Origin of the sequence: Gilliamella sp. B2824 (assembly GCF_026536245.1) — a bacterium.
Classification (GTDB): domain Bacteria; phylum Pseudomonadota; class Gammaproteobacteria; order Enterobacterales; family Orbaceae; genus Gilliamella.
In genome coordinates this window covers 28,928-48,847 of the sequence record NZ_JAFNON010000006.1, presented here as the reverse complement: position 1 = coordinate 48,847, position 19,920 = coordinate 28,928, and the positions used below count along the sequence as shown (strand labels likewise).

Genomic DNA, 19,920 nt, shown 5'->3' with positions numbered 1-19,920 from the left:
ATTGGTTAATATAGTTTTTAACTATAACAAATTTAATTTTAGCAAAAAAAATCCCGCTATTTAGCACAATAGCGGGATTGGTTTTTAATTAATTTATCTAATTACTTACGCCATTCACCACGAATTGGTCTTGAAAAATGAGCAAGTACGGCAATCATACAAATTTCAATTGATACGCCCCAATAGATGTGACCTAAAATTTCACTCCAAAGTTCATAACCATTTAAATTCCATAACCAACCCACCGTTCCTTCTGGATCATAAGCAGGATGACGAAAACCGAGTAATGGAATTAAAAATCCATGCATGGCAACGGTAATAATAATGCCGTAAAACGCACCATACCATAAACGAATATTATTCCAAAAATAAGCGATAAAAACATACACAAAGGCAAACGCAAAACTAAATAACCAATGATAAAGTGTCACCGCTCCAGATACTATTGCAGTTTGATAGACATAATCGAGAGAGTGAGAGTTAATACCTAGCCAGCCAAGCCATGCATCAATATGTGCTGCTGGTGGTGAAATTTCGCCAGGAACGCGAGGCGGCATATTGACTTCAGAGCCCCATTTTACTAATGCACTAATAAACCCACCAATAAGTGTGGTCCAAATAATAATTTGCCGATTTGTTTTATTTCCAAACATTTAGATTAATTCCTAATATTATTGTTAATATGTTTTTAAATTATATTACACATTAATCCACGAAAAAATAAAATTTAGTTAGTTGGCAAACATTCTTCAACAAAAGAGAGAAATCTTATAAATCTGCATAAAATTAACCCACTAAAATTTAATGCAACTATTTGATAATTAATAAAATATAAATCAATCTTACAATAAGAGTGATAAGCATTTAAAAAATATATTAAAGGGATTATATTAGTTATTAATAAAAATTATTCGAATATAAAAATATGCATTGTGAGCTAAATCGAGTATTTATATACTATAGGTAACTGGCTTAATGGAATGAAAGGTTATTTTTATTTGATAATGATTATCATTATCAATATAATAAAAACATACACTTTACTGTAGAGATCTTAGTTATGTTAAAAACGTCGACAATAAGCCTTGAAGAAATCAATAATACAGTCCAAATTCCGGATCCTCAGTCTGGTTTTTTTCGAAAACTCTGGGCTTTTTCAGGACCCGGCGCATTAGTTGCTGTCGGTTATATGGATCCGGGTAACTGGATCACCTCTATACAAGGAGGCGCTCTTTATAGTTATCTGTTACTGTCAGTTATATTAATATCGAGTTTAATTGCTATGCTTTTGCAAGCGATGTGCGTCAAAATAGGCATAGTCACTGGTATGGATCTTGCTCAAGCAACAAAATCGATGGTAGGCAAAAAATTTTCTTTTTGTTTATGGATATCAACTGAATTGGCGATTATCGCTACAGAAATAGCAGAAGTGATTGGTAGCGCTGTCGCATTAAACCTTTTATTTGATATCCCGCTATTGATCGGTGTGTTATTAACAGTCTTCGATGTTGTCATTTTATTAATATTAATACGGTTTGGATTTAGAAAAATAGAAGCTATCGTATTTTGCTTAATTGCCACTATATTTATTATTTTTTCTTACGAAGTTTTACGGGCCTCGCCTCAATTTAGTGACATAATTAATGGGTTTATTCCTAAAATAGATATTTTTACTCAATCCATTAAAGGCCATGACTCAGCATTAGTAATTGCACTAGGTATTGTTGGCGCAACGGTCATGCCACATAATTTATATCTACATTCATCTATTGTCCAAACCCGAAAATATAATAGAACAAAAACATCTAGCCTAAAAAATGCTATCAAATATGCAACTATTGACTCTAACATACAATTATCTTTTTCATTTATTATCAATTGTCTGTTATTAATTCTTGGCGCTTCGCTTTTTTATGGTAATGATCCTGACAATCTTGGTCGCTTTACTCAGCTTTATGACGCTTTAAAAAATCCGCAAATGGTTGGACCTGTCGCCAGTTCAATAATGGCAACATTATTTGCTGTTGCTTTACTTGCATCAGGTCAAAACGCCACAATAACAGGCACACTTACCGGACAAATAGTAATGGAGGGTTTTATTAATCTATCTATTCCTCTTTGGGCTCGTAGAATGATAAGCCGAGGTTTAGCGGTCGCCCCTGTTATTTTATGCATCTATATATGGGGTGAAAAAGAGAGCATTGTTGAAAATTTATTAATCTATACTCAAGTATTTCTCAGTATCGCCTTACCGATATCAATGGTTCCTTTATTGTTAGTCACTTCCAACAAAAAAATCATGGGCGAATTTGTTAATTGCAAATTAACTATCATATTAGGATGGTTAGCAGCTATTGCACTGGTTCTACTCAACCTACAGTTAATTTATGAAGTTATGAGTTCACTATTTTAAATAGATCACTTTAAAGCCATAAATAGACAACTATTCATGGCTTTTTATCTATTTTATCCCACTAATTAATAATCATTTACTTTTTACCAAATTGCATTATTAATAACATAAACAGCCCAAAAGCAATTAAAATAAAGCTTAGCACACATTATTGTTTAACGAATTAATTACACGTCTTTATTTCACCAAAAAACTGTATTTATTTACAGTGTTTTTACTGTTATACTGCCTACATTATAACTAGTCTTATGTATTCATTATTATGATAACGCAATTAACTATTAATAATTTTGCTATTGTTGATCAGCTACTGGTCGACTTTACCTTAGGTATGACAGCAATAACGGGTGAAACAGGTGCCGGTAAATCTATTGCTATTGATGCTTTAGGGTTGTGTTTAGGTAATCGTTCTGATGCTTCATCTATTCGCTATGGTGCAGAACGTGTTGATATTTCTGCTTGTTTTGTACTTGATGATACACCAGCCGCCTTTAATTGGCTTACTGAAAATCAACTTGATGAAGGTAATGAATGTATATTACGAAGAGTAATTAACCAAGATGGCCGTTCTAAAGCATTTATAAACGGACGAACTGTTCCTATTTCACAATTAAAAGATTTAGGGCAAATGTTAATTCAAATTCATGGACAGCATGAACATCAACGTTTGCTACGTAGTGACTATCAACAGCTTCTATTAAATCATTATATGAACGAGCCAATATTACTTGCACAAATGCAACAAGCTCACAAACAATGGAAAGTCGCTCGACAAGCTTATCAACAATATGAAACATCACGGCAAGAACGTGATGCTCATATGCAACTGTTACAATATCAACTTAAAGAGTTAAATGAGTTTTCGCCAATTGAAGGTGAATACCAACAAATAGACGAAGAATACAAACGATTATCTAATAGCGAGCAACTGATAAATCTAAGTCAACAATCAGTTATGCTATTAGACGAAGCCGATGATTACAATGTGAGCAATCTACTCAGTAGTGTCAAAAATAGCGTTCAGCAGTTAACTGAACTCGATCCGACGCTAAATAATATTTATACCATGTTAGAAGAGGCTTCCATTCAGATTAAAGAAGCAAGCTATGAACTGCGTCATTACAGTGAAAATCTAGATCTTGATCCAGCTCGGGTTATGCAACTCGAACAACGCCTATCAAAACAAATAGCGTTGGCTCGCAAACATCATGTGGCGCCTGAAGCACTACCAGAATTACACCAACAGTTATTGGCCGAATTCAAACAAATTAACCAACAAGATGAACAAAGTGAACAACTAAAAGCGGATATTAAAAAGTATCATCAAATCGCCATTGAACTTGCAGAAAAGTTACATCAAAAACGATTAACTGTAAGTAAAACCCTAGCTAAAAAAGTAACAGCATTGATGCATGAGTTATCTATGCCAAATGGACAATTAAGCATTGAAATTGCTTATGACGAAAATCGTTTAACTGAAGATGGTGCGGACTTAGTCACTTTTTTAGTGACGACAAATGCAGGGCAACAAGCACAACCTTTAGCTAAAGTAGCATCAGGCGGGGAGTTATCACGTATCGCACTTGCTATTCAGGTTTTAACTGCACAAAAAATGGAAACACCTGCGCTAATATTTGATGAAATTGACGTTGGGATTAGTGGACCGACTGCGGCTAAAGTGGGTCAATTATTAAGGCAACTTGGCGAGTCAACACAAGTGATAACTGTTACACATTTACCACAAGTCGCCGGACAGGCTAATCAACACTATTTTGTTACTAAGCAAACAAAGGGAAAACAGACTTCAACCGACATGCAAAAATTAGATAATAATGGCCGTGTAAATGAACTCGCTCGATTATTAGGCGGTGATAAAATCACTGATGCAACGTTAGCCAATGCGAAAGAGTTACTTATTATCTAACTGAATTGTGGTAATATAGCGATTTAGACTGAATTATGGGGAAAGCTTGAGCATGAATCTATCTGGTAAACATATTTTATTAGGGATTACAGGCGGTATTGCAGCTTATAAATGCCCTGATCTTGTTCGCCATTTAAAAAAAGCGGGAGCTGAAGTTCGAGTCATTCTTACTGAATCAGCAAGTCATTTTGTCACACCAATGACACTACAAGCTGTGAGTGCTAATCCTGTTTCCAGCGATCTATTTGACCCGTCGGCTGAGCTTTCAATGAGCCATATCGAACTGGCAAAATGGGCAGATATTGTATTAATTGCACCGGCAACAGCCAATATTATTGCCAAAATCGCCAATGGCATTGCTGATGATTTATTATCAACAGTGTGTTTAGCCACGCCGGCTCAAATTGCTATAGCACCAGCTATGAACCAACAAATGTATAAAGCTATAGCCACACAGCATAATTTATCGGTATTGAATGATAGAAACACCTTAATTCTTGGTCCTGATGAAGGGTTCCAAGCTTGTGGTGATATCGGTCCAGGTCGAATGCTTGAACCACACGTGATTGTCGAAAATCTCAATAGCTATTTTACCCACTCATCATTATTAGATGGGATATCAATTACTATTACTGCTGGGCCAACGGTTGAAGAAATCGATCCTGTCCGTTATATCAGTAACTACAGTTCAGGAAAAATGGGCTTTGCTATTGCTAAAGCTGCGGCAGAAATGGGCGCAAATGTTACACTTATTAGCGGCCCAGTTAATTTAGATACGCCAAAGCATGTCACACGAATCGATGTTAAAAGTGCAAATGAAATGTATAATCAAGCATTAACTGCAGCGCAAAAATCGTCTATTTTTATTGCTTGTGCAGCAGTTGCCGATTTTCGTGCGGCAACAATTGCCACTCAAAAAATAAAAAAAACGGACGATAATGAACTTGTGATTAAATTAGCCAAAAATCCAGATATTGTTGCGAGTGTTGCCGCATTAAAAAATTCAAGGCCTTTTGTTGTTGGTTTTGCCGCAGAAACCAATAATGTTGAAAAATATGCCTTAAAAAAATTAATCACCAAAAATTTAGATTTAATCTGTGCTAATGATGTTTCAGATAAAAAAATTGGTTTTAATTCCGATCAAAATGCATTAACCCTTTATTGGCAAAATGGCGAACAAAGGTTACCATTAAGTAGTAAACAACAATTAGCAAAACAATTACTTGAAGCTGTGATAACACGATACAAAGCGAGTGATAATGAAAAGAAAAATTGATATTAAAATATTAGATAAACGTTTAGGTAATGAGTTTCCACTCCCCACTTATGCAACTGAAGGATCAGCTGGTATTGATTTACGAGCCATGTTTGATAAAACAACCGAAATTAAACCGGGTGAAACCATCTTAACGCCTACCGGTTTATCCATGCATATTGCCGATCCAAATCTAGCGGCATTGGTCTTACCTCGTTCAGGTTTAGGATCTAAAAATGGGATTGTACTCGGTAATTTAGTCGGTTTAATTGATTCTGATTATCAAGGACAGCTTTTTGTTCCGGTATGGAACCGCAGCCAAACCCCTTTTATAATTGAAGCCGGTGATCGAATTGCACAATTGATTATCGTACCTGTGGTACAAGCCGAATTTAATATTGTTGATGAATTTACACTCTCAGCACGAGGGGAAGGTGGATTTGGGCATTCGGGTAAAAAATGATTGTGACCAGCAAAAATAAGAATCGTAAAGAAGACATCTTGCAAGCATTGGCAACTATGCTTGAGTCCAATGAAGGGACGCAACGCATTACCACGGCGAAATTAGCCGCCACTGTCGGTGTTTCAGAAGCAGCACTTTACCGACATTTTCCAAGCAAAACCAAAATGTTTGAAAGCTTGATTGTTTATATTGAAGATATATTACTTTCACGCATCAATACCATTATGCAAGATGAGCCTAAAACATTCACCCGCTTACAGCTTATTTTAGCGCTGATATTAGGTTTTTCAGAAAAAAACCCTGGATTAACTAGGATTATGACTGGGCATGCGTTAATGTTTGAACAAGAACAATTACAAGAGCGAATCAGTCAATTATTTGAACGAATAGAAACTCAAATAAAACAAGTTTTGCGAGAACGAAAAATTCGCGAAGGGGTTGCATTTACTACTGATGAACGTATTTTATCTAGTCAATTATTAGCATTTTGTGAAGGGATGATGTCACGTTATTCTCGTTCAGGCTTTAAATATCTTCCTACCACCAATTTTGATACACGTTGGGCGTTACTAGCAAAACAGTTAGTTTAAATGCTATGTATGTATGACTTTTTAAACTAACTTTTTATCGCTCTCAAATAGGATTATGTGATGAATTTTGAAAATATTTTAACTCAAACTACCGCATTTATTGATAAATATGATGGCATTGTGCTTAGCTATATAGCGCATTTTTGTTTTGCCATTATTATTTTTATAATTGGTCGAGCAATTTCTAAGTTTATCAGTCGTCAATTAAAACGCATTTTAAGCAGCCGCCATGTTGATCCAACAGTGGTGAAATTTGTCAGCGCATTATCTTATTATGCCGTTATGGTCGTGACACTGGTTGCAGTTTTAGGACAGTTAGGCGTACAAACAGCCTCAATTGTCGCAGTTATCGGTGCTGCAGGTTTAGCTGTTGGTTTGGCACTGCAAGGTTCACTGTCTAACTTTGCCGCTGGCGTCATATTAATAATATTTCGTCCGTTTAAAGTGGGTGAAACCGTTGTTATCAACAGTCAAAGAGGCGTCATTGACTCTATACAGATTTTTTCAACAACGATTGTTACACCAACTAACGAACTTGTTGTTATTCCTAATAGTCAGGTAGTTAGTGCCAATATAATCAACTTTACCCGTTTACCAGAAAGACGTTTAGATTTGGTTATTAATGTGGGTTATGATTCAAATATTCAAAATGTTTACCAAGTGCTAAGACAAGCAGTAAACCAAACCAACAATATTTTGACAAATAAAGAATCAATTATTCGTTTAGATCTGTTAGATGCATCATCAATGAACTTTAATGTTTTGGTTTGGACATCAAACGAAAATTACCCGTCAGTGAAAGCAGAATTACTGGAAAATATTAAAAATCTACTAACTGAAAATGGTATTAATATTCCATATCCAACTATGGATGTGAATGTTAATTCTAACCACTAAATTTTGGTTTTGACCTACCGTCGACTATTGTCGACGGAAATCTTTTCACGCAATCAAATTTCTTGATCCATATTCAAAGCTGGTTTATCACAATCAGGGCAGCCGACCACTTTTGCTGGTACTCCAGCAACAGTTGTATGGGCTGGCACTGGCTCTAATACGACTGAACCGGCACCAATTTTTGCCCCTTTACCAATTTCGATATTACCTAAAATCGTTGAATGAGCACCAATCATGACGCCTTCTCGAATTTTTGGATGACGATCCCCATTCTCTTTACCTGTACCACCCAGTGTTACCGATTGTAAAATCGATACATCATTGTCTATGACGACAGTTTCACCAATGACAATACCTGTCGCATGATCGAACATCACACCACAGCCAATTTTTGCAGCAGGATGAATATCAACGCCAAACACAATAGCAATCTGACTTTGTAAAAATGTGGCGAGTGATTGACGATTTTGTTGCCAAAGCCAATGTCCAATACGATAAGCTTGCAACGATAAAAAGCCTTTATAATAAAGTAAAGGAGTTGAATAATAATTAGTGGCGGGATCACGCACATAAACCGCAATAATATCAGTAATAGCGGATTGAATAAGATGCGGATCAGCCTTATAAGCCTGCCGTGCAATTTCACGAATTTCAATTGCTGGCATGACTTGGGTAGCAAGTTTATTGGCTAAAATATAGCTTAATGCATTACCTAAATTTTCGTGATTAAGCAAAGTGGCATGGAAATAACTGGCTAGCATTGGTTCACTTTCTACTAATTTTGATGCTTCTTGCCTGATTGTTTGCCATAGCATATCAGGCGTAACTACTGTTTTGGTAATATTCACAACAACAACCTATAGACATTAATCATAGTGATTATCTATTGTTTCGCAAACTCATCATAGAAGCAAGCTTTGTATTTATTGATCATAAACTAAATAGCAAAATGGAAACTTCCGTTTCCATTTTATAAAGTGGATAACAATAACTATTGTGATTGAAGTCTATTTTTTCGATCATTGGTTAAGGTAAATATAGCAACAATTAAAATAAATAGCACAATACTAGCAAGCACATAAAACGTTGTTGAATAGCCAGTATTATCAAATAATTTACCCACCACCCATGACAGTGCAATCACACCAATATTAGATGAAATATTAAAGCCAACTAAATAGAGGGTTGATGATAATCTAGCATCAAAATTAGCTACAACATATTTAAATACCGCCAAAATAAACAGCGGCGTTTCAATGGCATGAAATAATTTTATTAATGAAATCAGATAAACATTATGTAGTGATGCAGATAAAGCAATTCGGCAAATCATCACGAGTGCAGCAATTAATAGTGACTTTTTAGCACCCACTTTATTAATAAAATAGGGTGCTAAGATCATACAGGCCGCCTCTAAAAAAACTTGAAAAGAGTTCAAATAACCGTAAACGCGGTAACCATCTTCATTTTTTTCAAAAAAACTTGTGTAAAAATTTGGAAACAGTTGTTGATCATAAATGGTATAAAAACTATTTGTCCCAATAATAAAAAATACAAATAGCCAAAATTTTTTCATACCAAATAATGAGAAAATTTCACTTAATGTTGGAATGGTTGAGGTTTTTTCAATAACCCTATCCTTGTTTGCATCCACTGGATAACGTTTTGGCGTAAAGGTCAAATTAATAATAAAAAAGATAACAGCAACAGCAGATGCCATCCAAAAATTAATATGAGGATCGATACCAAATAAAATGCCAGCAACAAACGTCGCGGCAGCATAACCAAACGATCCCCAAAAGCGAGCTGGACCAAACTCAAAACCAAATAAGCGGCTAATGCGCTCAATAAACGAATCAATTAAAGCACATCCAGAAATAAATCCGGCACTCAACACTGGTGCACCAATACAGACTCCGATAATAAAATCACTTTTTAATAACGGCTCATAAACATAAATTAAAAACGGACCAATTAATATCATCACGATACTTTGAAAGGTAATAACAGCTTTGCCGATTTGTAATTTATCTTGAATGATGCCGTAAAATATCATAAAAAACATGGCAGCAGCCGAGTTTGCTGCATAAACCGTTCCAAGTTGCTCACCCGATAAGCCAATTTTACTTTTTAACCATATTGCATAAAAAGACCACCAAAGAGACCAAGCTGCATAAAAGGTAATAAGATAACCAGATGAAAACCAATAATTTCTATTTGCTATTATATTCATATTTATTACTCTTATATTGTGAAGTTTAACGTTAACATGTTAATGTTAACATTATTGTCACAATTGACAGAAAATAGATACAACCGGTTATCATAAATGATAACTCCCTCACACTTTTTATCATTTTTATTTGTGGTATCATCATTTGAAATAATTATTAGAAAAAGATTTTTTTAATGCTAAACAAAAGGATTTAATTATGGCTTCACTTAAGGATGTTGCAAAGTTGGCGTCGGTTTCGTTGATGACGGTATCACGCGCAATTAATAATCCTGAAAAATTAAATAAACAGACTTATAATCGGGTTCAAAAAGCAATTGAGCAACTTGACTATGTGCCGGACTTGTCAGCACGTAAAATTCGTGGCGATAACTCTGGCCCTCGTGCAATAGGTGTTTTAGCATTAGAAACAGCAATGACCCCTTTTTCTGTAGAATTATTACAAGCGATCGAAAAAACAGCACAACAACACGGTTGGAATACTTTTATTGTTAATCTATTTGATGATAAACAAGCTAATCATGCCATTAATACTCTGCTATCTTATCGACCTAATGGCATTATTTATACCACTATGGGACTAAGAAAAATTGAACTTCCGACAAAGTTACTCGGGAAAAACGTGGTATTAGCCAATTGCATCTGTGATAGTGAAGATCTAGCGTGTTATATTCCGGATGATTACACAGGTCAATACTACGCCATGCAACAAGTGATTAAAAAAGGCTATAAAAAACCATTATGTATTTATTTGTCAAATACCAGCTTAGCTGGTAAAACTCGCCGTAAAGGTGCCGAGCAAGCATGGTTAGACGCAGGTCGTAATTTAAATGACATTATCAGTTACCACACCACAACGGTAGAAAATAACCTTACCCAAGAATATATGATGACAGTTGATATATTAAAACAGCACTGTAACAAAAAACCAGACTTTGATGTGTTAATTTGTGGCAATGATCGTATTGCTTTTGTTGCTTATCAATTTTTGTTAAGTCAAGGTTTTCATATTCCAACAGATATCGCAGTTGTAGGTTATGATAATATGGTCGGCACAGGGGAACTTTTTTATCCACCGCTAACCACCGTACAATTACCTCATTATCAGATAGGCGAACAAGCCGCATTACACATCATAAACAACCAAACTAACAAAAACGTAACCTATGTACCTGCGCTATTTTTGCAACGAGATTCATTATAAACAAAAACTGTTATCCCACTACACTAAAGTAGTGGGATGATTAGCAATTATTCATAAATTGATTTTAACTGCCAACTATCTAATTTTATAATTTTTGCTTGGCCATTTTCAGCAAATAAGTTAACGATTCGTTTAGCCGGTAATTTTGGATAAATACGACTCGATAGACTATATAAATCACCATTAACAAAAACCTCAACAGATGAAGCATCAACATAAATATGCAAATTTAACTTTTTAGTTTTAGGTAACCGAACACTGCGATATCCCTTTAATGCTAATCCTGAAAGACTACGATCAAGTACAATACGATTCGATTGCAGATCCACATACAATAGTGTGGCTTGCTTACCATCTGGCGTTGCCGCTAGCTGTAAACCGAAACGTTCAGCATTACTTTGGGTTAAATCAATATCGACATTAATCTCGCAACTAATTGATTCAATATCGGTATTTTTCAATTCATTATTGAGTGTTATTTCACTCAGGTTTTTAGGCTTTTCTCGTAATGCTTCAAGCTCTTTAATTGGACGGTTACGGACATTATTATTGCGATCTAAAACTAATTCGCGCGGAAGCGTAAAGGCGCCCATCCATTTATCTTGTTTACTTGGCATCATTGATTCCCACATATCCATCCAAGCAAAAATAATGCGCCGACCATCTTTTGCAACAAACGATTGTGGTGCATAAAAATCATGACCAAAATCCATTTCTTGAAATGGTTTAACTATCGAAAACGTTTTCCCAGGTTGCCAATCACCGACAATATAGCCTGATTGGAATCGGTTACGGTATTGATAACCTTTTGCTTTCATACCTTGCGGTGAAAACATCAAGATCCATTTATCACCAAGCGGGAAAAAATCAGGGCATTCAAGCATATAGACATTAGGATCGATATGACTAACCACCACGTGATCAAATTGCCACTTTTTAAAATCGTGAGAGCGATACAATAATATTTGTCCAACATCATTGTTATCCCTTTGCCCAACCACCATCCACCATTGACCTGCTTGTTGCCAAACTTTGGGATCACGAAAATGCATAATGCCATCTTCTGGGGTTAAAATAGTGCCATGTTTTTCAAAATGAATACCATCTTTACTTGTAGCAAGGCATTGAGTTTGACAAATATGTTCATCATTCCCTTGACCTTGTAACCAAATATGACCGGTATAAACTAAACAAAGCTCACCATTTTTATCTATTGCCGATCCAGAAAAACAACCGCTTTTGTCAAACGCATCACCCGGTGCTAGCGCAATAGGTAATCTTTTCCATGTGACTAAATCATCACTCACCACATGCCCCCAATGCATCGGTCCCCAGTTTTCATCAAAAGGATGATGCTGATAAAAAGCATGGTACTGCCCTTTAAAATAGATAAGACCATTAGGATCGTTCATCCATCCAGACTGTGGTGCCAGATGAAAACGTGGATAGTACTGTTTATTCATTACCTTTTCTAACTGTTTAACAGCTTGATTTGCTTGATCGATTGCAATAGACATAAACTCCCCTTTATACATTCCGCATTAAATATAATTTTCATCAATATGATGACTTTAATATAGCCACCTTTCTTATCAAGCTATATTACCCTAACTTAATTGTTAACGTTAACTTTTGATCAATTAACAGGCAAAATATGTGATAATAATCACACATTTTTAACGTTAACAATGAATTTTTTTGTAAATGCTTTAGTCTATTGTTAATGACTAATTATAAAACTTCGTTTAAGCTGACTTAACTGTTTAAATAAACCAGCCATAAAGTCACAACACTTAAACCTATTAACTTTAAATTGAGTAACAAAATGAATAAAACTAAAGTCTGGTCGCTTGGCGATGCTGTTATCGATCTTTTACCATTTGGTGATATGAATTACAAAGCCTGTGCAGGAGGAGCACCTGCAAATGTCGCTATTGGTGTAGCGAAATTGGGACTTCCTTCCGCATTTATAGGTCGTGTTGGTAATGATCCTTTTGGTCACTTTATGGAAAAAACATTTAATCAATACCACGTTGATTGCCAAAGTTTAGAAAAAGATGATAATCATAGAACCAGTACGGTGGTGGTTGATCTGGGTAATAATGGCGAAAGGAGTTTTACTTTTTTAGTGTCGCCGTCTGCCGATCAGTTTCTATCTCAGCAGGCGATTCCTGATTTTAACCAAGATATTTTGCATTTTTGCTCGCTAGCTTTAGTTGGGCAGACTTGCCGTCAAACATTAAAAACAGCGATTGAAAGGTTGAATGGTAAAAAGGGTTTAATCAGCTTTGATGTCAATTTACGCGAACAAATGTGGCACAATAAAAACGAAATGCGCACAATTATTACACAATTTTGTCATGATGCCGACATACTAAAACTTTCTGATGAAGAGCTATTTTGGCTAACCGAATCTAACGATTGGAGTGCCGCTTTAAATAAGTTACAACAACATTATGATGCAACACTCAAATTAGTTACAAAAGGTAAAGATGGCAGTGTAGTTTTATGGCATGGTAAAACATTTTCGTTCGATTCCTATCATGTTAACAGCATTGATACAACCGGTGCCGGCGATGCTTTTGTTGCAGGATTATTAAGTAGTATTGCAACGTCCGGTATGCCAGACGATAAACTTATGTTAGAAAGCATGATGACTATTGCCAGTGCTTGCGGCGCGTTAGCGACAACTCAAAAAGGGGCGTTAACTGCACTTCCTGATAGCGCTTTTTTACAATCATTTATTAGTGATAACCCTGCATTAACAGCAAAACAAATGGCGTAGCAACATGAGCGAAAAAGAGAAAATGCTAGCAGGTTTGCTCTATAACCCAGAGATCGATTTACTGGCTAACGAAAGGCTTTATGCGCAAGATCTTTGTTTTCAAATAAACCAATTATCGCCATTGGTCAAACAGCAACGACAACAGTTATTCCAAATCCTATTAGGCAAAACTGGGCAACAGTTTACGATCATGCCTGGTTTTCAATGTGATTATGGCTACAATATTGAAATTGGCGAAAATTTTTTTGCTAATTTCAATTGCATTATGTTAGATGCGGCTAAAATTACTTTTGGCGATAATGTACTGGTTGCACCCAATTGTGGATTTTATACCTCAGGACACCCATTAGATAGTCAAATTCGCAATAGCGGACTTGAATTTGCAAAACCAATTACAATCGGCAATAACGTTTGGATCGGCGGCAATGTGATTGTATTACCTAATGTGACCATTGGCGATAACACCGTTATTGCAGCTGGTAGCATAGTTGATCGTGATATACCAAGTAATGTCATTGCGATGGGCACACCTTGCCGCGTCTATAAAACACAGCTATAACACTTAAGTTATAGCTTACTACACTGTTGTCGAGCCCACTTATCAATTACTAACACATCCTCGATAGTCTTGGGTTCGGGTAAATTGAGTTTATCTAAGGCTGCCGCAACTTGATTTGCAATATCCATAAAACCGATTTTGCGTTGTAAAAAAGCCTCGACAGCGATTTCATTGGCGGCATTTAAAGCCGTCGTTGCCGCTTGCCCTTGATTAAAAGCATCTATCGCCAATTTTAGGCAAGGATAGCGATTAAAATCGGGGGCAGTAAACGTCAATGCCGAAACTTTTGTAAAATCTAAGGGTGGTACAGTTGACAAAATACGCTGTGGATATGACATAGCATAGGCAATAGGTGTACACATATCCGGTACACCTAGTTCAGCGATGACACTACCATCTTGGTAACGTACCATAGAGTGAATAATCGATTGAGGATGAATAATAATTTCCATTTCATCGAAACTGGCATTAAATAGCCATCTGGCTTCAATATACTCTAAGCCTTTATTCATCATCGTTGCTGAATCAACTGAAATCTTTTTTCCCATTGACCAATTAGGATGCGCAACCGCCTGCTCGGGTGTAACTGAAATGAGCGAGTTTAAAGGTAAATCTCGAAATGGACCACCCGAGCCGGTTAGTACTATTTTAGTTATGCCATAATCGGCTAAATGAGCAAAGCCTAATTGTTCTTGAACGGCACAGGGTAAACTTTGAAAAATAGCATTATGCTCACTATCGACCGGTAGTAACTGTGCGCCATATTGCTTCACCGCCTGCATAAATAAATGACCACAAGTCACTAATGACTCTTTATTTGCCAGTAATATACGCTTACCTTTTTTAATAGCAGCAAGGGTCGGTTTTAATCCAGCCGCGCCGACAATAGCCGCCATAACGTAATCGACTTCCGGTAATTGAGCTAAGTCACAGATAGCTTGTTCACCACTCGATACCTCAATATCTAAATTCAGATTTAGCAAATTAGCCTTAAGCGCTATGGCAGCTTGCTCATCAGCCATAGCCACGTATTTAGGTTTAAATTCTTGGCACTGTTCGGTCATTTTGCTGACATTTTTACCGCCGACTAAGGCATAAGCTTTAAATTGTGACCAATTTTGCCGAATAACGGCCAACGTACTACAGCCAATTGATCCTGTTGAACCTAAAATTGTAATATTTTTCATCATCAATAAATTAAACCGATATTATTATCGTTAAAAAAAGTAAGGTACTGAGCGCTTGGCGCTTTATCCGTAATCACTTGATAGAACTGATTAAGTTCAGCAATAAAAGCCGGCTTAACCTGATTAAACTTGGTATGATCAGCAATTAAAATATTCTGACAAGACTTATTTAAGGCTTGATGCTTCATACTCAGTTCATCAAAATCATAACAAGTAACACCTTGTATAAGATCTATACCTGCAGCCGAAATAAAAGCTTTATTAGGGCATATAAAATCTAATTGATTATGTGGACTAATACTGGTAAAGATGGCATTGTTAAGCTGATAATGCCCACCGCATAAAATAATTTTGCATTTCGGTTTATGTTGTAACGCTAAAAAGGCATTAAGCGAATAACAAATTGCAGTGAAGGATATATCCTCATGAATTGCATCGATAATAAAGGGGATGGTAGTACCACAATCAAAAAAAAGAGTATCGTTTTCGTTAACTAGTTGACTAACAAGCTTACCTATGTAACGTTTTTCTTCTACCTGTTTATCTTGCTGATCGCTAACAAAGTATTGGGTAATTTGATTTTGGGACTGATTAACAATATAACCGCCTAATACCGTTAAAGGTGAAGGTTGATTGTTAATATCACGCCGAATCGTCATTTCAGATACAGCTAACATTTGAGCCGCTTCTTTTAAATGAATTTTATCGGTCGATTTTAGGTACTCAATAAGTGCGTTAACTCTTTTTTGAGGTTGTGTTTCCATTGCCATTCCATTAAATAGCAATAAGCTACTTTGCAGTAGCTTATGAAAGGATCAATTAATAGTTGCTTGATGAGGTAGAATTGCCTGAAACAATTGCAATGCCTGCACTAGCGCCTAACCGTGTAGCACCAGCTTGAACCATTTTCTCAGCAGTTTGCCGATCGCGAATACCACCTGATGCTTTAACACCCATTTTATCACCAACGGTGTCTCGCATCAATTTGACATCTTCAGCCGTTGCGCCTGATGTACTAAATCCTGTAGAAGTTTTAACAAAAGCAACGCCAATTTCCTTGCAAATTGTACAAACTTTTACGATTTCATCTTTAGTTAATAAACAAGTTTCTAAAATTACTTTCAATGGCACTGAATTACATGCTTTAAAGACCGCATCGATATCTTTTTTAACGGCATCCCAATCATTGCTTTTTAGCCAACCAACATTGATAACCATATCAATTTCTTGCGCACCTGCTTTAACCGCCATTTCAGTTTCAAATGCTTTTGCAGAAGTTAACATCGCACCAAGAGGAAAACCAACAACCGAGCAAACTTTGACGTCGCTACCTTTTAATAAGCTAGCGGCTAAAGGTACATAACCAGAATTCACACACACGGAATAAAAATGGTACTGCTTTGCTTCATCACAGAGTTTACGTATTTGATCTTCTGTGGCATTCATTGCAAGTAGAGTATGATCAATATACTTTGCATAATCCATAAGCTTTCCTTTAATTATTGTTAATGATGTCTAGTAAATATTGTTAGTCATTTATAAATGTTAGTAAATGTTATAAAAATAACAAATATAGCCCTATAATGTTATTTTCATCACATTATATACTTAAATTATGATAATTAGAAACAAAACTAATCACACAATATAGACAATTTAAACCAATAATTACTAAATAAAAACTCAGTTATAATTAACCGTTTTTAAGCTTGGTAATATCAATATCAACCAGTCGTGTTTACAGTCGCTCATCCATTTGATCGAAGATCAATGATAAATCATGCCTAAAACTCTTTTCTATTTAGGATTAGTACTTTTACCATGATTAGCACTCAAATTAACTTTTTTCCGAATTTACGGTTAATTAGGCATAATGCTGAACTATCTATAGTGGATTGGAATCATTAACCTGCTTTTGCGATGCTGACGGTGAATAGGAATTATCACTGCATCCAACAAATAAAATAATAAAACAGTAACTATCCATTTTTATGAAACATTAATTGAAAAAACCGATCTTAAGAAGCAAATTATTTACATAAAAAAAAGCCTAGTTGTTATAACTAGGCTTATAAACTCACAAATTAAAATTCCATTAACTCTTTTTCTTTATCGGCGAGTACCGAATCTAACTTTTTAATCGCCGCATCGGTAGCTTTTTGAATCAAATCTTGTGATTTACGTTCATCATCTTCTGAAATTTCTTTATCTTTTAACAGTGCTTTAATCTGATCATTGGCATCACGACGAATATTACGAATAGACACGCGACCTTGTTCAGCTTCGTTACGCACGATTTTTGTTAAATCACGACGGCGTTCTTCAGTTAATGGTGGCAAAGGCACTCGAATTACTGTACCTGCTGATGCGGGATTAAGTCCTAAGTCTGAAGTTAAAATTGCTTTTTCAATTATTGGTGTTAATGATTTATCAAATACTGTAATAGCAAGGGTTCTTGCATCTTCTGCAACCACGTTCGCTAATTGACGTAGTGGTGTTGGACTGCCGTAATATTCAACCATAATACCATCTAATAAGCTTGGTGATGCACGGCCTGTTCTCACTTTAGAAATATGAGTTTGAAACGCATCAATACTTTTTTCCATGCGCGATTGCGCTTCTTTTTGAATCTCATTTAGCATAATAAAAACCTTATTTAAAATAACAAAGACTAACAGCTAACTGTTGCCTGATTATTAATTAATGTTCCTTCTGGTTCACCTAAAATGACACGGCGTAATGCACCAGGTTTATTCATATTAAACACACAAATAGGTAAATTGTGATCACGCGCTAATGTAAATGCGGCAAGATCCATAACTTTTAGTTCATCATCTAACACTTTTTCATAATTTAATGTTTTATAAAGCATTGCATTTGGATCTTTAACAGGATCAGCAGAATATACACCATCAACTTTAGTCGCTTTTAGAACCACATCTGCTTCAATTTCGATACCACGTAAACAAGCAGCAGAATCGGTTGTAAAAAACGGATTACCTGTACCTGCTGAAAGGATAACCACCTTACCATGACGAAGTAAGCTAATTGCTTCAGTCCAACGATAATCATCACACACACCATTTAAAGGTATAGCAGACATTAAACGCGCATTAACTTCTATTCGATGCAGAGCATCACGCATTGCAAGACCATTCATTACCGTTGCTAGCATCCCCATGTGATCGCCAACTACTCGATTCATACCTGCTTTAGCAAGACCTGCACCACGAAATAGGTTACCGCCCCCAATAACAACAGCCACTTGAACATTCATTTCGATTAGTTCTTTTATTTCTTGTGCCATACGGTCAAGAACGGTGGGATCAATACCAAAACCTTCATCGCCTTGTAGTGCTTCACCACTGAGTTTTAGAAGAATACGTTTATAGAAAGGGGTTACCATATGAAGTCTCACTATTTCGTTATTTAATTACCTGACAAACTAGGTTAGCTAGCGGGTAATAATTTTAAAATATTTTGTAGATAAACAAAACCGCCTTTACGGCGGTTTTTATAAAACAATTAAGATTGTTTCGACATCGCAGCAACTTCGGCTGCAAAATCAACTTCGACTTTTTCGATACCTTCACCCACTTCAAAGCGGATAAATGTCGCAACTGTCGCTTTTTTCTCAGCAAGTAGATCACCTACAGTTTTACTTGGATCCATTACAAATGGTTGACCAGTAAGCGATACTTCACCCGTGAATTTACGCATACGGCCTTCAACCATTTTTTCAGCGATTTCACGTGGTTTACCTGATTGCATTGCAATATCGATTTGAATATTGCGTTCATGTTCAACCACATCAGCCGGAACATCACTTGGATTAACATATTCAGGTTTACTTGCAGCGATGTGCATAGCGATATGTTTAACTAATTCTTCATCACAGCCACTGTTAGCTGCAACTAAAACACCGATACGAGCACCATGTTGGTAACTACCAACCACATCACCAGCGATTGCTTGAACACGACGAATACCAATGTTTTCACCGATTTTAGCAACTAACGCTGTTCGCTCTTCTTCAAATTTAGCTTGTAAAGCAGCAAGATCAGTAATGTGATCATTTAATGCAGCTGTTGCTACTTTTTCGCTGAATGCGATAAAACCAGCATCTTTTGCAACAAAGTCTGTTTCACAGTTGATTTCTAAAATAATACCTGATTTTTTATCAGCAGAAATTTTAGAAATAATTACACCTTCAGCAGCAACACGGCCAGCTTTTTTAGCCGCTTTTGCTTGACCCGATTTACGCATATTGTCGATAGCAAGATCAATATCACCATTCGCTTCAACTAATGCTTTTTTACATTCCATCATGCCTGCGCCTGTTCTTTCACGCAGTTCTTTTACCATAGAAGCGGTAACTTCAGCCATTTTTTAATCCTCTATTTAACCATT

At 36.1% G+C, this 19,920-nt stretch carries 19 protein-coding genes; 9 read left to right on the top strand and 10 right to left on the bottom strand.

The window, feature by feature from the left end; all coding sequences use genetic code 11:
- Window positions 1-101: 101 nt before the first annotated feature.
- Window positions 102-653 (bottom strand): YagU family protein, encoded by a 552-nt coding sequence (locus J3U56_RS07040; protein WP_267344490.1) that lies wholly within the window; start codon window positions 651-653, stop codon window positions 102-104.
- Window positions 654-1,060: 407 nt separating this feature from the next.
- Between J3U56_RS07040 and J3U56_RS07035 the strand changes: the two genes are divergently transcribed.
- The 6 genes from J3U56_RS07035 (at window position 1,061) to J3U56_RS07010 (ending at window position 7,542) form a co-directional block, all read left to right on the top strand.
- Window positions 1,061-2,413 (top strand): Nramp family divalent metal transporter, encoded by a 1,353-nt coding sequence (locus tag J3U56_RS07035; RefSeq protein WP_267334004.1) that lies wholly within the window; start codon window positions 1,061-1,063, stop codon window positions 2,411-2,413.
- 262 nt (window positions 2,414-2,675) lie between these two features.
- Window positions 2,676-4,337 carry a DNA repair protein RecN gene (gene recN, locus J3U56_RS07030; protein ID WP_267334003.1) on the top strand — a complete coding sequence of 554 codons (1,662 nt, stop codon included), beginning with the start codon at window positions 2,676-2,678 and terminating at the stop codon, window positions 4,335-4,337.
- 52 nt (window positions 4,338-4,389) lie between these two features.
- Window positions 4,390-5,613, top strand: a complete 1,224-nt coding sequence (coaBC, locus tag J3U56_RS07025) for a bifunctional phosphopantothenoylcysteine decarboxylase/phosphopantothenate--cysteine ligase CoaBC (protein WP_267334002.1) — start codon at window positions 4,390-4,392, stop codon at window positions 5,611-5,613.
- Window positions 5,597-6,055: a dUTP diphosphatase gene (dut, locus tag J3U56_RS07020; protein WP_065633758.1), complete on the top strand. Its 459-nt coding sequence runs from the start codon at window positions 5,597-5,599 to the stop codon at window positions 6,053-6,055. The genes coaBC and dut overlap by 17 nt, the downstream gene beginning before the upstream one ends.
- The gene (gene slmA / locus J3U56_RS07015) at window positions 6,052-6,645 is read left to right on the top strand and encodes a nucleoid occlusion factor SlmA (RefSeq protein WP_065633757.1); all 594 of its coding nucleotides are present in this window, start codon (window positions 6,052-6,054) and stop codon (window positions 6,643-6,645) included. Before dut ends, slmA begins: the two co-directional genes overlap by 4 nt.
- A 60-nt stretch (window positions 6,646-6,705) precedes the next feature.
- Window positions 6,706-7,542 (top strand): mechanosensitive ion channel domain-containing protein, encoded by an 837-nt coding sequence (locus tag J3U56_RS07010; RefSeq protein WP_267348591.1) that lies wholly within the window; start codon window positions 6,706-6,708, stop codon window positions 7,540-7,542.
- A 53-nt stretch (window positions 7,543-7,595) separates the two neighbouring features.
- Here the strand turns inward: J3U56_RS07010 and cysE are convergent, their stop codons facing one another.
- Together cysE and J3U56_RS07000 are read right to left on the bottom strand one after the other, a co-directional pair.
- Window positions 7,596-8,357, bottom strand: a complete 762-nt coding sequence (cysE, locus tag J3U56_RS07005) for a serine O-acetyltransferase (protein WP_065633811.1) — start codon at window positions 8,355-8,357, stop codon at window positions 7,596-7,598.
- Window positions 8,358-8,533: 176 nt separating this feature from the next.
- Window positions 8,534-9,775 carry an oligosaccharide MFS transporter gene (locus tag J3U56_RS07000; RefSeq protein ID WP_267334000.1) on the bottom strand — a complete coding sequence of 414 codons (1,242 nt, stop codon included), beginning with the start codon at window positions 9,773-9,775 and terminating at the stop codon, window positions 8,534-8,536.
- 199 nt (window positions 9,776-9,974) lie between these two features.
- On the opposite strand from J3U56_RS07000, the gene J3U56_RS06995 reads away from it, so the two are divergent.
- Window positions 9,975-10,979 (top strand): LacI family DNA-binding transcriptional regulator, encoded by a 1,005-nt coding sequence (locus J3U56_RS06995; protein ID WP_267367178.1) that lies wholly within the window; start codon window positions 9,975-9,977, stop codon window positions 10,977-10,979.
- A gap of 47 nt (window positions 10,980-11,026) precedes the next feature.
- On the opposite strand, the gene J3U56_RS06990 is transcribed toward J3U56_RS06995, so the two are convergent.
- Window positions 11,027-12,496, bottom strand: coding sequence for a glycoside hydrolase family 32 protein (locus J3U56_RS06990; protein WP_267348585.1), 1,470 nt, complete (start codon window positions 12,494-12,496; stop codon window positions 11,027-11,029).
- A 308-nt stretch (window positions 12,497-12,804) separates the two neighbouring features.
- Here J3U56_RS06990 and J3U56_RS06985 point away from each other — a divergent pair, with 308 nt between their 5' ends.
- The gene (locus J3U56_RS06985; protein WP_267348584.1) at window positions 12,805-13,764 is read left to right on the top strand and encodes an aminoimidazole riboside kinase; all 960 of its coding nucleotides are present in this window, start codon (window positions 12,805-12,807) and stop codon (window positions 13,762-13,764) included.
- Between the two features lie 4 nt (window positions 13,765-13,768).
- On the top strand, window positions 13,769-14,323 hold the full coding sequence (locus J3U56_RS06980; protein ID WP_267367176.1) for a sugar O-acetyltransferase: 555 nt from the start codon (window positions 13,769-13,771) through the stop codon (window positions 14,321-14,323).
- 8 nt (window positions 14,324-14,331) lie between these two features.
- Here J3U56_RS06980 and ispC read toward each other — a convergent pair whose 3' ends face one another.
- The 6 genes from ispC to tsf form a co-directional block, all read right to left on the bottom strand.
- The gene (gene ispC, locus J3U56_RS06975; RefSeq protein WP_267367175.1) at window positions 14,332-15,510 is read right to left on the bottom strand and encodes a 1-deoxy-D-xylulose-5-phosphate reductoisomerase; all 1,179 of its coding nucleotides are present in this window, start codon (window positions 15,508-15,510) and stop codon (window positions 14,332-14,334) included.
- Window positions 15,511-15,512: 2 nt separating this feature from the next.
- Entirely contained in the window at window positions 15,513-16,274 is a 762-nt protein-coding gene (gene deoR / locus J3U56_RS06970) for a DNA-binding transcriptional repressor DeoR (protein WP_267333995.1), read from the bottom strand.
- A 55-nt stretch (window positions 16,275-16,329) separates the two neighbouring features.
- Window positions 16,330-16,995: a deoxyribose-phosphate aldolase gene (gene deoC / locus J3U56_RS06965; protein ID WP_267333994.1), complete on the bottom strand. Its 666-nt coding sequence runs from the start codon at window positions 16,993-16,995 to the stop codon at window positions 16,330-16,332.
- 599 nt (window positions 16,996-17,594) lie between these two features.
- Window positions 17,595-18,152: a ribosome recycling factor gene (frr, locus tag J3U56_RS06960; protein WP_323849501.1), complete on the bottom strand. Its 558-nt coding sequence runs from the start codon at window positions 18,150-18,152 to the stop codon at window positions 17,595-17,597.
- 29 nt (window positions 18,153-18,181) lie between these two features.
- Window positions 18,182-18,916: a UMP kinase gene (pyrH, locus tag J3U56_RS06955; RefSeq protein ID WP_267367173.1), complete on the bottom strand. Its 735-nt coding sequence runs from the start codon at window positions 18,914-18,916 to the stop codon at window positions 18,182-18,184.
- A 119-nt stretch (window positions 18,917-19,035) separates the two neighbouring features.
- Window positions 19,036-19,896 (bottom strand): translation elongation factor Ts, encoded by an 861-nt coding sequence (gene tsf, locus J3U56_RS06950; RefSeq protein ID WP_065633746.1) that lies wholly within the window; start codon window positions 19,894-19,896, stop codon window positions 19,036-19,038.
- Window positions 19,897-19,920 lie beyond the last annotated feature (24 nt).